Genomic DNA, 13,826 nt, shown 5'->3' on the forward strand with positions numbered 1-13,826 from the left:
GACCCAAAAGTGTAGTCTAGCGAATTAAGTGGGCAGTTGAGAGATTTAAGGTAGTCTCCAAGGGGCTTGTTTAGCTAGCAAGCTTGACTTTTTAAATTAAGAGTGGGGAATTGTATGGACTTGCTGAGATTTCAGGGAACTGAAACTTCAGGGGCAGCAGAGGTAGTTTGCAAACAGCAGCCGTCTAATTGGATTGGCTAAAGCTACGAAGCGACCTAAGTAATTCACACTTCTACCATTATGGCGCAAGCAAAGCCTAACTGTGGTCTGTAGTTTTCCAAACCCAGTTGAGATTTTTGCTTGATCAGGAGATGGCGAGTCCTTCAGTTGCTTTCAGTTGTAGCTGAGACAAACCAAAAAGTTTGCAAGCATTCTGTGTGGTCTGTGCTGCTAGCACTTCTAGAGAAACCGCTCGCAAATGAGCGACTTGCTCGGCTACATAACGTACATAGGCAGGTTCGTTCCGGCGCCCACCCCGCTTGGGGACAGGAGCTAAGAAGGGGCAGTCTGTTTCTACTAAAAGGCGATCGCTAGGCACTATACGGGCAGAAGCTTGAATCTGAGCCGCATTTTTGAAAGTCACCGTACCGCTAAAACTGATGTAGAACCCTAGTTCTAGGAACCACTCAGTTTCGGTTGGTGTCCCTCCCCAGCAGTGCATTACGCCCCGAACTGGACCTTGGCTTTGCCAAAAATCCTTGAGTAGCTGCGCCATTTCGAGTGCAGCATCTCGGCAATGAATGATCACTGGCAAGTTCAGCGTTTGAGCGATCGCAAGTTGAGCTTGAAACACAGCTGTTTGCTGCTGCCGATTCTCCGCCTTGTAAAAGTCTAAACCCGTTTCTCCAATCGCCACGACTCGAGGGTCAGAGGTAGCCAACTCCAAGATCTGGCGATGAGAATCAGGGGTCCATTTGTCCACATCCAGGGGGTGCAGACCCACGGCAAAAGACAGCTCTGGAAACCGATCAGCCAGCGCTTGTATACTGCTAAACTCCGCTGGCTCTACACAAGAATGGATCAGATGAACCAAACCTGCTTCTCGCCAGCGCTGAGATATAGCCTCTAAGTCAGGCTGAAAAGTATCAAAGTTGATATGGACGTGCGTATCAATCAACTGCATAAGCGAGCTGCTTGCGGCTTCTAAGATGAACAAGCTGTTTACTGCCAACAGACTGGCTTGATCCAGCCACCAAGCTTTCGCCAGCGCCTTCTCAGCAAAACAGCCTGGCGTTTTAAACACCAGACTATGACAATGCCAGAGTTGAATTATTCGCAGCTAGCTTTACTTTTGCTGACAATCTATTTACAGACTGCCTAGGAAGCAGCAGAAACAGAGGCATCTTGCCGCTTTAGAGCTTTAGCAAGGTTCGATTTCTTGCGAGCCCCAGTGTTAGGGTGCAATACGCCTCGCTTCACAGCTTTATCAATTTTGCTGTAAGCATTGGCCATGTGCTGCTGTACTTCTTGCTCTAGCTCAGGGCTAGGATTGGCTGTATAGGTGTCTACAGCTGCTAAGTACTTCTTCATCAGGGTTTTCACCGCTGACTTGTAGGTTTTGTTGCGCAAACGGTTGCGTTCTGCGATCTTGACGCGTTTAATAGCAGACTTAATATTCGCCACAGCCAGTCCTAAGGAAACTCTCTACAACTACTTTCAATGAAATAAAATACCAGAAAAACCAATATAGCATCTCCTCACCCTATTCCGATCCTTCAAAAATCCAGGTTAAGCTAGAGAGGCGAGTACGGGTTTGTCAAACCCGCTCTCCGACGGGTAATTCCTAAGAGACTGCATTCTGACTCCATGCTGCGAATTATTACTCAGCGAACTGAGGCACGGACCGAGCTACGGCGTATTTGCGATCGCACTCACGACGACCAAGTGTTTCACAAAGAAGCCACGGTTCGGGAAGTGTTACAAGCTGTGAAGCGCCAAGGTGATCGAGCCCTGCTACACTACACAGCCGAATTTGACCAACAAGAACTGAAACCTGAAGAATTACGTGTGAGTGGCTCAGAGTTAGATGCTGCCTACCAGCAGGTATCAAAGGAGTTGCTAGATGCGATTCGTCTGGCTCATAAACAGATTGAAGCGTTTCATCGGCAACGAGTCCCTAAAAGCTGGGTGCAGTTTGGTGAAGATGATGTAGTTCTAGGGAAGCGCTATACACCCGTTGATCGAGCAGGGCTCTATGTACCTGGGGGCCGAGGAGCTTATCCTAGTACGGTTTTGATGAACGCAGTTCCAGCGATGGTCGCTCAGGTACCCAGAATTGCGATCGTGACCCCACCAGGACCAGAAAAAACTGTAAACCCAGCCGTACTAGTGGCTGCTCAAGAAGCAGGCGTTCAAGAGATTTATCGAGTGGGTGGGGCGCAAGCGATCGCAGCTTTGGCATTTGGCACCGAAACCATTCCCAAAGTAGATGTGATTACGGGACCGGGAAACATCTATGTCACTTTGGCGAAGAAACTGGTTTACGGCACCGTTGGCATCGATTCCCTCGCTGGCCCTTCAGAAGTATTAGTAATCGCCGACGAAACTGCCAACCCAGTGTTTATCGCGGCTGATCTGCTAGCTCAGGCAGAGCACGACCCAATGGCAGCAGCGATCTTAATTACCACAGACTCTTCTCTAGCTCTCAAAGTAGTGGCGGAAGTAGAGCAACAACTAATTGACCACCCCAGACGTACCCTCACTGAGAAAGCGATCGCTCATTACGGCCTAATCATTGTTGTAGATTCGCTCGAAACTGCGGCTGAGCTTTCCAATGAATTTGCCCCAGAGCATTTAGAGCTAGAAGTCGAAGACCCGTGGGCCTTAATTGACTATATTCGTCATGCTGGCGCTATTTTCCTGGGATCTTCGACTCCAGAGGCTGTAGGAGACTACTTAGCAGGCCCCAACCACACCTTACCTACTTCTGGTTCGGCTCGCTATGCGTCGCCTCTAGGAGTAGAAACCTTTATGAAGCACTCTAGCTTGATTCAATACAGTCCTACAGCGCTACAAAAAGTCTCAGAAGCTGTGGATGTTTTAGCCACAGCGGAAGGGCTCAGTTCTCATGCGGACTCAGTACGACTAAGAACTAAGCCCAAGCAGATAGACCCGGAATCCTAAAAAAAGCAAAGTTTACTTACTAACCCTGGAAAGTGCTTCTTGGATTGAACTTTCTCAGCAGTGATTGACAACGAATACAATGCCAATATCGTAGCTCGCATATTTTGGGGCTAGCGATAGTAGACTCTGCTGTATTCTATGAATGCAATGCTAGGAAGACTGTTAGGGGCGCGCTACAAAGTTATTCAAGCTCTAGGCTCAGGCGGGTTTGGTCAGACTTTCATTGCAGAGGACATGCAGCGACCTGGAAATCCCCCCTGCGTGCTCAAACACCTCAACTTTGCGACGCAGCATCCTCACGTGTTGCAACAGGTGAGGCGCTTATTTTATGCAGAAGCAGAAACTTTAGAAAAATTAGGTAGACATCACGACCAAATTCCTCAACTTTTAGCTTATTTCGAGGAAGCAGAAGAGTTTTATTTGGTGCAAGAGTTTATCCCTGGTAATCCTTTAAGCGTGGAATTGCCTTGGGGGACTAAGTTATCAGAAGCTCAAGTCATTGGCATCTTAGAAGATGTTTTGGGAGTCTTAGCTTACATTCACTCCCAAGGAGTTATTCATCGAGATATTAAACCAGACAATTTAATTCGGCGGCAGCATGACGGCAAATTAGTTTTAATTGATTTTGGTGCAGTCAAAACCATTACTAACCAGGTTGCCGAAACCATAGGCCAAACCCAATTAAGCGTTCCCATTTACACCTCAGGCTATGGAGCGAGTGAGCAATGTTTAGGCAAGCCTCAATTTAGCAGCGACATTTATGCGTTGGGGGTCATCGCGGTTCAAGCCTTAACTGGAATGCGGCCTTCTCAATTTCCCGTTGATCCAGAGAGCGGAGAGATAGTTTGGCGCGACCAAGCCCGGGTCAGTGTCCAGTTAGCGACTATCATCGACAACATGGTGCGCTATCACTTCAATCAGCGTTACCAATCGGCAACGGCAGTTTTACAAGCACTGCAACATATTACTGATTTGCCTCGGGCTGATCCTGTCGAGCCTATGATTCCTGCGATCGCAACGCCTGAGAATCCCCTAGATCGCCAATTTCGTCACCTGCGGCCAGTTTTATTAGGGCTGGGCGTTGCCACAATTGCCAGCTTTGGAATGGCGGTTTTGCTCAGAAAACCCCTACCTCAACTTTTCAGCGATGTAACTGTCGAAACATCAACTCCAACCCCTAGCCCTGCTATAGCGATCGCGACTGATTACATTAGTTGGGGCGAGAAACTTCTGACACCAGGAACCAGCCAACCTGCCAAACAAAAGGGGGTAGATGCATTTGCAATTAAAGCTTACCCGCAGGCAGTAAAAGCCCTAGAAGTAGCTCGCCAGGCGGAGCGCAGTGACCCAGAAACTTTGATTTACCTCAACAACGCCCGGATTGGAGCCATGCCTGCCCATGCGATCGCTGTCGCCGTCCCGTTGGGTGACACGTTGAATTCTTCCCTAGAAATTTTACGAGGGGTAGCACAGGCTCAAACTCAAGTGAATCAAGGCGGCGGCATCAATGGAGTACCCCTGAAAGTAGCGATCGCCAATGATAATAACCAAAGCGAAACGGCTCAAGCCATTGCTACAGATTTAATCAATCATCCTCATGTCTTAGGCGTAGTAGGACATGGTACGAGTGATACCACCTTAGCGGCTGGGAAGGTTTATCAAACAGGGCAATTGGCAATAGTGGCTCCAATTAGTTCTGCTGTGCAACTCTCAACGCTAGGCAGCTACATTTTTCGGGTCATGCCCAGCGATCGCTTTACCGCCCGTGCGCTTTGCAACTACATGCTGACCCGATTGCAAAAGAAACGAGTCGCTATTTTTTTCAGCTCCAACAGTAGTTACAGTGAATCTCTGAGCAGCGAGTTTAAGAACGCTCTGTTTTATGGTGCTCCGGGCAAGGTTGTAGCTGAGTTCGATCTAGCTGGCCCTGACTTTAATGCCTACGAAAGTGTAGAGAAAGCGATTCAGCAAAAAGCAGAAGTTATTATGCTGGCTGCTCCCAGTCAGGTGAGCGATCGCGCTTTGCAGGTTGTACAGATTAACCGCAGACGGCTTCCCGTTCTCGCCGGGGACAGCATCTATACCAAGAAGACCTTACAAGTGGGGGGAGAGGCAGCAGTCGGCATGGTCGTGGCTGTCCCTTCTAACGTTTTAGGTAATACTCGCCTACCTTTTCAACAGCAAGCCCAGAAGCTATGGGGGCATGAAATTGACTGGCGCACAGCTCTTGCCTATGACTCAACCCAGACTTTAGTCGCAGGAATCCAACGTGATCCTTCCCGTCGCGGAGTCAGACAGACATTGGGAACACCTAACTTCACTGCGACGGGTGCTCTAGGGGCTGTATCTTTTTCTTCAACAGGCGATCGCGAAGGAGTCGTGCAGTTAGTTCAGGTCACACCTGTAGCTAAAAAGCAGCCCCAAGTCTACCAGTTCAAGCCAATTAACTAAAGCTGACTTGAACGGCGACTTACTTAAGCTATTTTGGTCTACTTAACTGAAGTGCCAGTAGCAGGAGCAATTTCTAGGGTCGTTGCAGGAGTCGAGGGCCGACTAGCAGGGCCATTTTGCTGTTTTAGGCGTTGTAGTTGGATTGCCCGGAATTGAGCTGCGGCATCATTTAAATTTTGTTGCTGCTCAGTCCCGTAGTCATCCGCGCTCCGCATACCACCAAAAGCAGCGCGATGCATCAAGTCAAACAAACTAGAGGCACCATTGCCAGAACGGTCAGAAAAGAGATCAGTGCCCCCATCCTTATTTTGAAAATCCTCTAGCGGCTGCACAGCCCCAGCAGTTTGAGCCGAGGTAGCTTGAGGCAGTAGACAAGGAGCAAGCGCAACACCAAGTAACAGACCGAGGGCAAGTCGAGCCTGGAAGCGAGGAGAAGCTAATTTAGTCTGAGGCTGCATCTTCATAAGCCCTTTCGGATCCAATATTTACTAAACTTTGACTGAGATTTTAAGACGATAGGAAACCAGAAAAGCTCCCATGCTTGAGTATGAGGCTACGTTGTTTTCTAGTTTGACAGGTTCACTTAACCTAAGGACAGTCTAACCCTGCCGCTCTGACCTCGCAACGGCCCCAAGACCAGTTAAGCAAAGGTGCGCCGGAGCAGAGGCTGAATACTCAACAAAGCGACGAGGTCAAAAGCAAAGAGCACCAATAAAGCCCCACCCAAGCTGACTGATCCCCAAGGTGCTTGCATCACGATACTGCTCAAAGCCCAGTCATTATGTAGATAGAGATAGCGAATCGGCTCGATCGCGTAACTCAGGGGATTGAGCGTCGCTACCACTTGCAACCAGTGGGGCATAAACGACAGAGGGGCGAGGGCTGTACTGGCAAACAACAACGGCAAATTCGTGACAAAAATCACGGCAATCAGTTCGACGTGCCCAGGTAAGGCGAAGGCCAACCCTAAGCTCAACCCAGTTACACCTAGAACCAAGGCAAACACAATTAAAGTCACGACACCCAAGCCTAAAAGATTAGGCAAGCCAGCACCCAAGAAGGCGATCGCGCTGACAATCACTGCTGTCTGAATCAGGCTGAGCGTGGTGATGAAAATCGCTGAGGCCACCACAATCGAGAAGCGAGAAGCTAGAGGTGCTACCAGTAATCGATTTAAGAAGCCAAACTCGCGATCGAACATCACAGGCAAACCTGCATTCAACGCCCCACCAAAGGCCGTGAAGACGATAATGCCTGCGCCCAAAAACTGCCCGTAACTTTGGCTATCCCCAAACAAGCCCTGCGGCACGTTTTGAAACAGAGCGCCAAACAGCACTAGCCACATCAGCGGCTGAATGATGCCCGCAATCAGCGTGGAGGGACGACGCTGCAACTGAATAAACAGGCGACGAGTCAGCGCTAACGTTTCTTGGATAAAGTCGCTCAAAGCGCTGGTTTGAGGCAAGGCTGGTTTTGCAGCTAGTCGAACAGCATGACTAGGTAAGGCTGTATTCTCGGAAGTCAAGCTGGGTTTCGGGGGAGTTACACTACGGCTCATTCAACTGTCCTCAGTTAGCTTAGGAATTAGGGCTCAGGGATTAGCGCATATTTTGTTTACGTTCGGCTTTGGGATCACGACTCCCTGCCGCTGCCAGTTCTGCATCTACCAGGGTACGACCTGTAGCAGCGAGGTAAACATCATCTAAACTGGGGCGGGCTTGAGCAATGCCAAACGTAGGTAACCCAGCTTCTTTCAAGGCTTGCTGGACAGTGCTCAGTGCCTCGGTTTGGGACGCGACTACTAAGTTGAGTGAGTTACCTTGAGCGCTGTTGATAATTACTTCTTGCACAGTTGGCAAAGCTGACAACATGGCTCTGGCTGTTTCTGCTTCCTCAAGGGGCGTAAACTCTCGAATTCTCAAGGTAATGCGATCGCCACCAACTTGATCTTTCAAGGCAGAAGGAGTACCTGTAGCAATCACCAAACCGCGATCGATAATGGCGACGCGATCGGCTAGAGCATCGATTTCTTCTAAATAGTGGCTAGTGATCAGTACTGCAGTGCCTTCTGCTCGCAACTGACGCAGGAAGTTCCAGACGGCCACTCTGCTCTCAATATCTAATCCCACCGTTGGCTCGTCCAGAACCAAGACATCCGGTTGGTGCAACAAACCTGCTGCCAAATCTAGGCGTTTCCGTAACCCCCCAGAATAGGTGCCTGTCTTTTTATCGGCCCACTCTGCCAAGCCCAGTAATTCGATCGCCGTAGCAATTCGTTCTTTAGCGATCGCACGGGGCAAATGATACAGTGCCGCTTGCAGTTGCAGCAGTTCCCGTCCAGTCAAAACTTTATCCAGGGCGACTTCTTGAGCGACGTAACCCAGCAACTGTCGAGCCGCTCTGGGATTTTCAGTGACTGAAACACCGGACACTTCGACTTGGCCAGCGTCCGGTTGCGCCAGGGTGCAAAGGCAGCGAATCGTAGTAGTTTTACCCGCACCATTTGGTCCCAGGAGACCAAAAATTTCCCCTGGTTCCACCTGAAACGAAACGTCTTTAACCGCTTCAACCTGACCGTAGTGCTTCTGGAGGTGTTGAATCAGAACAGCGGGAGGCATAGCGATCAATATTCCTTGGCAATTTATAACTAAAGTTTAAGCAGCATCTCCTTTTATTCTAAACAGTTAGACCTTGCAGCATCGGAATGGCGCTGATGAGAGCTTGCAAATGCTCAGTGCAGAAACTCAAGAGTTGATGGGTGACAGGTAGGCTATCAACTACCATGCCCGCACAAAGCAGCATCATGTAGAGGATGGAATACTTAAACAGCGATCGCGCTTGGTCTAGATCCTCAGGAGCTTGCATGAGTTGCCATGCCTTCTGAACCAAGACTCCACCCAGCAGCAATGCCACGACTGCGTACACAGCGCCCATTACATGCAGCGGGTAAACCAGCAGTAGCGTGACGGGGATCAAGAGCAAGCTGTACCACAAAATCTGCCGAGCCGTTGCTGCTTCTCCTTCAACCACGGGCAACATCGGCACGCCAACACTCGCGTAGTCTTTACGGATCATCAGCGCCAAGGCCCAGAAATGCGGTGGTGTCCAGAAAAAGACAATTGCAAACAGCACCCAAGCGGCCCAGCTCAGATCACCTGTCACAGCCGCCCAACCCACTAAAGGTGGGATCGCACCCGCAGCTCCGCCAATCACAATGTTTTGGGTGCTGTGCCGTTTGAGCCAATGGGTATAGACCAAGACATAGACCAAAATGCCCGACATCGCTAGCAGGGCGCTGAGTAGATTGGCAAAGACTACCAGCAAAGAAAAGGAAATTGAAGCTAGGGCGATCGCGAAAATCAGCGCATCCCGAGGCTGCACTCGTCCAGACGGTAGGGGGCGATGGCGAGTCCGCTCCATCACATAGTCAATATCGCGATCGTATAAACAGTTGATCGTGTTCGCTGAAGCGGCGGCCAAAGTACCACCCGTCAACGTCACGAGCAGGAGCAGCGGATTAACTTGACCCTCGGCTGCAATCCACATGCCACCCGCAGTCGTAATTAGCAGCAGCAAGATAATGCGAGGTTTGGTGAGTTGGTAGTAGCTCTGAATAACCTGAACCAAGTTTTGGTTGCGGCGGGGGGCTTGAGTCCAAAGCGTTTCTTGCATTATTTAGTTCCTATAAAACTTGCAGGCTATAACAGCAGGGCCATACACCTACTGATTTGTAAGCCATCAATGGCCTGACCCTCTTCTTTCAGGTCTTGCCACAAAAGAAGCTAGGCAGGCTCAGACTGAGCACTCGGCAAGGATTGTCCCGATGAGGTGGTTGGCTCAGTGGCTTTAGTACCGGCGCGATCGCGAAGAGCCAGCACCGTAAACGCTACCAGCGTTCCGAGTAAGCCAGCACCGATTGCTTGGTGAGCCACAGTCAGCGGTTCAACTTGTAGGTGTAAGCGAAATGTAGCGATCCCCAAGGCAACTTGCAACACCAACAAACCTGCAATCCAGTTGGCAAATTGGCGCAGCAGGGGGCTGAGCGCAGGAGTTCGCCAAGCGAGCCACACCGTTGCAAGGGTGGCTAAACTAGCGGGCACCACTCCAGCGATATGGCTGTTCATGACTTGGCAAAGCTGGGCGGCACCAAAGCATTGGTGTAATGCCCACTGAGAGCCAACTAACGCGCCTAAAATGCTTTGAGCATAGACGAAAACAGCGGCGCTCAAGCTGACCCAGGGAAGTTGGCCAACGGTGCCTGTGCCCTGGTAAGGCACCAATGCCATGCGAATCACGAGCAACGTCGTGAAATATAACAGCGCCGTTCCCAAATGAGCCGTAACGATGTCGAAGCGGAGGAGTTCAGTAACCGTCAGCCCTCCCAACGCTCCTTGAAAAACAATTAAGCCCACCACCAGCGTGGCAGACCAAGGCAACCAAGCTGGCAATTGGCGGCGATTCCACCAAGTAACTCCAAATAAAGCGAGCGAAGACAAGCCTAGAAGGGCGGCATCTAAGCGGTGAAACCACTCTAGGAACACTTGCAGATTCATCTGCTGGCGGGGCACCAACTCGCCATAGCACAAAGGCCAGTCGGGGCAGGCTAATCCAGCATTCATGACTCGGGTAGCACTGCCAATCGCCATCAACAGCAACGTCGCGATCGCCATCCGCATGACAAAGCGTGAGATCCATTGAATGAGCTGGGATGACTCTGTCGCTGATTCAGGGTGGCGAGGTAAGACAGAATCTGTCATAAGCGGTACCCTAACAAAAATCAAAATTTACAAAGATTTGAGCCATCTCTTATCCTCACCCTAACACTGGATTTTCAGGATGAAGGGCTCTAGTTATTACTTTAAGGACGCTATCCTGAGATAGAGGTAGGTTTAGGAATTTCTTCGGATTGTGAAGCAAGCCGTGAGTGGTTACATCTGACTTTGAAAAGTTAAACCCGTGTAAAATTCAGACCTAGGATAAACACTTCTAGCGCTTGATTCATCTCTCTTCGGTGCGATCCCGAAGAAATTCCTAAAGATATACAATGACGACCGATCTTCCTAACTCCCTGCTTTACCTTGGTAGGTAGATCGCACTGATAAAGCTTGATGATCCTATTTGCATTTAGCAAATTAATTCAGTTTTGTGGGAAGTCTCTGAGTTGAATTTCCTCATTTAATGAGATCCGAACTCATGAATAAAGAATTAGTTGCTACTTAATCTCAAACTTAGTTTTGATAGGACTCTCTAACTAGCCGTGAAAATCCCAAGCGCTATTTCAGCCATGATTGCTGGCATCCTACTGACACTCGTGAGTGTTTGGTACGGCCAAAATCATGATTTGTTGCCAATTGCAGCTTCTGAAGAAGCTTCTCTCGTAGACGGGCTCTTCAATGTGATGATGACTATCGGAACTGGCATTTTCTTGTTAGTTCAGGGAGTCCTCATTGTTTCCATCATTCGATTCCGACGGCGTGAGGGGGACGATACAGACGGGCCTCCCATCCACGGCAACATTCCCCTGGAAATCCTTTGGACCGCGATCCCCGCCATCATTGTTTTGGGTATTTCGGTCTATAGCTTCGAGGTTTATCTGCGGGAAGGGGGCGTTGATCCCATGAATCACGCGGCTGCCCATGCTCCTAAACCAGAGCGGATCGCTCAAATGCCTGGAGCGGCGATTGCAGCCACCCTTACGGATGCACCCGCCACAGAAAATCGCAATCAACTAGAGCAAGAGAAGGCTCTGCAAGATCCGGCGACAGCTGCGGTCAGAAATGAAACGATTCCCCAGCGCAAGGATGCTCCGGGTGAAGGAGTTACCGCAGGCAAGGTAGGGGCAACGCCTGATAAGCAAGGCAAAGCCCCCGAAATGGTGGTGAACGTCACAGGCTTGCAATTCGCCTGGATCTTTACTTACCCAGACAGCGGTATTGTTGCGGCTGAGTTGCATGTCCCGACAGGGCGCGAGGTTAAGCTCAACATCTCTGCCAACGATGTGATTCATGCCTTCTGGGTACCAGAATTTCGCTTGAAGCAAGATGCAGTGCCTGGCTTGCAGAGTGAACTACGCTTTACGCCTAATAGAGTTGGCGAATATCCCCTGATCTGTGCCGAGCTTTGCGGTGCCTATCACGGTGCAATGAAAACTAAAGTCTTGGTTCAGGCCCCTGGAGACTTTGACAATTGGGTTCAAAGTCAGAAGGCGACTGCATCAGCAGATTTGACCCAGGCGATCGCGGCTAACCCAGCCGAGCTATCTACCGATGAATTTTTAGCGCCTTACACCCAAGATTTAGGCATCAGCGCAGCAGCCCTCCAGGAACTTCCCCATAGCATGCATCAAATGCATCATGCGGATACTGTTGGTAGTACTGCTAGCTAAATCACGCTCAAATTTAAGGTCTGTTGAGTTTTGCTTTCAGAGAAATTTAGAGACTGTCACTTGGCATCTCTCTGTTGTGAGAATTGGCTATGACACAAGCACAGCTTCAAGAAACTGCCAACATCCCCGCCCACGGCTCCGAGCCTAAAGTGACCCATTGGCGCGAATATTTTGGCTTTAGTACTGACCACAAGGTAATTGGGATTCAGTACCTGGTCACTACGTTTATCTTCTATTTAATTGGTGGTGTCCTGGCAACTGCCGTCCGCACCGAACTGGCAACGCCAGAAGTTGATTTTGTCAGCCGTGAGGTTTACAACAGCTTATTTACGGTCCACGCCACGATCATGATCTTTTTGTGGATCGTGCCAGCAGGAACGGGTGGCTTTGGCAACTTCTTGGTGCCCCTACTGATTGGGGCCAGAGACATGGCCTTCCCCCGGCTGAACGCGATCGCCTTCTGGATCATTCCACCCGCAGGCTTATTGCTGCTGAGTAGCTTCTTAGTCGGAGCACCGGGTTCAGGCTGGACTTCTTATCCGCCTCTCAGCACTATGGCTGCTGGCAAGGCTGGAGAAGCAATCTGGATTATGAGCGTGCTGTTGCTTGGAACCTCTTCGATCCTGGCAGCGGTCAACTTCATCGTCACGATTGTGAAGATGCGGGCCCCCGGCATGGGCTATAACCAAATGCCTTTGTTCTGCTGGGCCATGCTCTCCACTTCAGCCTTAGCGCTGATTGCTACCCCCGTTCTAGCAGGCGCACTGATTCTCTTGGCCTTTGACCTACTGGCAGGAACAGCATTTTTCAACCCCACGGGTGGCGGTGACCCGATTGTTTACCAGCATTTGTTCTGGTTCTATTCGCACCCCGCCGTTTACATTATGATCTTGCCCTTCTTCGGCATGATCTCAGAAATTTTGCCTGTCCATGCTCGCAAGCCCATCTTTGGGTATAAGGCGATCGCCTACTCCAGCTTGGCGATTAGCTTCTTGGGTCTGATCGTCTGGGCACACCACATGTTCACCAGCGGCACTCCTGCTTGGCTCCGCATGTTTTTCATGATCACGACAATGGTGATCGCCGTCCCTACGGGGATCAAGGTGTTCAGTTGGCTAGCTACGATCTGGGGTGGCAAGCTACGGCTCAACAGCGCCATGCTGTTTGCGATGGGCTTTGTCTCCATGTTTGTGATCGGTGGCATCAGCGGCGTGATGGTGGCGGCTGTCCCCTTTGATATTCACGTCCACGACACCTACTTTGTCGTCGCCCACTTACACTACGTGCTGTTTGGTGGTAGCGTCTTCGGCATCTACGCTGGCTTCTATCACTGGTTCCCCAAAATGACGGGGCGGATGCTGAATGAAACTTGGGGCAAAATTCACTTTGCCATGATGCTGGTTGGCTTCAACATTACTTTCATGCCCATGCACAAGCTAGGCATGGAAGGGATGAACCGACGCATTGCTGAGTATGATCCCAAGTTCGCCACCCTGAACCTAATTTGTTCGATTGGTGCCTATTTGCTGGCGCTCTCTACCATTCCCTTCATTGTGAATGCTTGCTGGAGTTGGATAGCAGGTCCCAAAGCTCCTGACAATCCTTGGCAAGGTCTGACCTTAGAGTGGATGACGACTTCCCCACCGCCTGTGGAAAACTTTGAGAGTGATCCCGTTTTGGCTACAGGTCCCTACGACTATGGGATGGGCAATCGCGCCACTCAAGTCGATGTACCGTTCTCAGATGCCCGCGATCCAGCTTTATCTGCGGGTCCTAGCTCTGCTCTCAGGGCCGAGCCTGATCCAGCGGTTGCCGCGCATCCTGACGATCGCCAAGGCGAAAGTCACAACCGCTGATCAACCGAGAT

The 13,826-nt window shown here is 50.3% G+C and carries 11 protein-coding genes; 4 read left to right on the forward strand and 7 right to left on the reverse strand.

Annotated elements, in window-relative coordinates; all coding sequences use genetic code 11:
- Nucleotides 1-304: 304 nt before the first annotated feature.
- Complete coding sequence (locus H6F68_RS02495) at nucleotides 305-1,243, reverse strand: TatD family hydrolase (protein ID WP_399312576.1); 939 nt, start codon at nucleotides 1,241-1,243, stop codon at nucleotides 305-307.
- 74 nt (nucleotides 1,244-1,317) lie between these two features.
- Entirely contained in the window at nucleotides 1,318-1,623 is a 306-nt protein-coding gene (gene rpsT / locus H6F68_RS02500; RefSeq protein ID WP_190431411.1) for a 30S ribosomal protein S20, read from the reverse strand.
- A gap of 183 nt (nucleotides 1,624-1,806) precedes the next feature.
- On the opposite strand from rpsT, the gene hisD reads away from it, so the two are divergent.
- Both hisD and H6F68_RS02510 read left to right on the forward strand, forming a co-directional pair.
- Nucleotides 1,807-3,123 (forward strand): histidinol dehydrogenase, encoded by a 1,317-nt coding sequence (gene hisD / locus H6F68_RS02505; RefSeq protein ID WP_190556197.1) that lies wholly within the window; start codon nucleotides 1,807-1,809, stop codon nucleotides 3,121-3,123.
- A gap of 138 nt (nucleotides 3,124-3,261) precedes the next feature.
- Nucleotides 3,262-5,574 (forward strand): bifunctional serine/threonine-protein kinase/ABC transporter substrate-binding protein, encoded by a 2,313-nt coding sequence (locus H6F68_RS02510; protein WP_190556199.1) that lies wholly within the window; start codon nucleotides 3,262-3,264, stop codon nucleotides 5,572-5,574.
- A 38-nt stretch (nucleotides 5,575-5,612) separates the two neighbouring features.
- Here the strand turns inward: H6F68_RS02510 and H6F68_RS02515 are convergent, their stop codons facing one another.
- From H6F68_RS02515 to H6F68_RS02535, 5 genes are all read right to left on the reverse strand, one after another.
- Nucleotides 5,613-6,038 carry a hypothetical protein gene (locus H6F68_RS02515; protein ID WP_206755493.1) on the reverse strand — a complete coding sequence of 142 codons (426 nt, stop codon included), beginning with the start codon at nucleotides 6,036-6,038 and terminating at the stop codon, nucleotides 5,613-5,615.
- 176 nt (nucleotides 6,039-6,214) lie between these two features.
- Complete coding sequence (locus tag H6F68_RS02520; protein ID WP_190556203.1) at nucleotides 6,215-7,132, reverse strand: ABC transporter permease; 918 nt, start codon at nucleotides 7,130-7,132, stop codon at nucleotides 6,215-6,217.
- Nucleotides 7,133-7,172: 40 nt separating this feature from the next.
- A complete protein-coding gene (locus H6F68_RS02525; RefSeq protein WP_190556205.1) occupies nucleotides 7,173-8,192 on the reverse strand; it encodes an ATP-binding cassette domain-containing protein in 1,020 nt (339 codons plus the stop codon).
- Nucleotides 8,193-8,250: 58 nt separating this feature from the next.
- Nucleotides 8,251-9,246, reverse strand: coding sequence for a heme o synthase (locus H6F68_RS02530; protein WP_190556207.1), 996 nt, complete (start codon nucleotides 9,244-9,246; stop codon nucleotides 8,251-8,253).
- A gap of 110 nt (nucleotides 9,247-9,356) precedes the next feature.
- Complete coding sequence (locus H6F68_RS02535) at nucleotides 9,357-10,331, reverse strand: heme A synthase (protein ID WP_190556210.1); 975 nt, start codon at nucleotides 10,329-10,331, stop codon at nucleotides 9,357-9,359.
- 500 nt (nucleotides 10,332-10,831) lie between these two features.
- Here H6F68_RS02535 and H6F68_RS02540 point away from each other — a divergent pair, with 500 nt between their 5' ends.
- Complete coding sequence (locus H6F68_RS02540) at nucleotides 10,832-11,959, forward strand: cytochrome c oxidase subunit II (RefSeq protein ID WP_190556212.1); 1,128 nt, start codon at nucleotides 10,832-10,834, stop codon at nucleotides 11,957-11,959.
- Nucleotides 11,960-12,048: 89 nt separating this feature from the next.
- Nucleotides 12,049-13,815 (forward strand): cytochrome c oxidase subunit I, encoded by a 1,767-nt coding sequence (ctaD, locus tag H6F68_RS02545; protein ID WP_190431392.1) that lies wholly within the window; start codon nucleotides 12,049-12,051, stop codon nucleotides 13,813-13,815.
- Nucleotides 13,816-13,826 lie beyond the last annotated feature (11 nt).

Origin of the sequence: Trichocoleus sp. FACHB-262 (assembly GCF_014696035.1) — a bacterium.
Taxonomy (GTDB): Bacteria; Cyanobacteriota; Cyanobacteriia; order FACHB-46; family FACHB-46; genus Trichocoleus.

Bases quoted from the DNA above. Each gene is read 5' to 3' on its own strand.
- H6F68_RS02510 (WP_190556199.1), top strand. From the start codon at position 3,262: ATGAATGCAATGCTAGGAAGACTGTTAGGGGCGCGCTACAAAGTTATT.
- H6F68_RS02535 (WP_190556210.1), bottom strand. From the start codon at position 10,331: ATGACAGATTCTGTCTTACCTCGCCACCCTGAATCAGCGACAGAGTCA.
- H6F68_RS02520 (WP_190556203.1), bottom strand. From the start codon at position 7,132: ATGAGCCGTAGTGTAACTCCCCCGAAACCCAGCTTGACTTCCGAGAAT.
- H6F68_RS02525 (WP_190556205.1), bottom strand. From the start codon at position 8,192: ATGCCTCCCGCTGTTCTGATTCAACACCTCCAGAAGCACTACGGTCAG.
- hisD (WP_190556197.1), top strand. From the start codon at position 1,807: ATGCTGCGAATTATTACTCAGCGAACTGAGGCACGGACCGAGCTACGG.
- ctaD (WP_190431392.1), top strand. From the start codon at position 12,049: ATGACACAAGCACAGCTTCAAGAAACTGCCAACATCCCCGCCCACGGC.
- H6F68_RS02530 (WP_190556207.1), bottom strand. From the start codon at position 9,246: ATGCAAGAAACGCTTTGGACTCAAGCCCCCCGCCGCAACCAAAACTTG.
- H6F68_RS02515 (WP_206755493.1), bottom strand. From the start codon at position 6,038: ATGAAGATGCAGCCTCAGACTAAATTAGCTTCTCCTCGCTTCCAGGCT.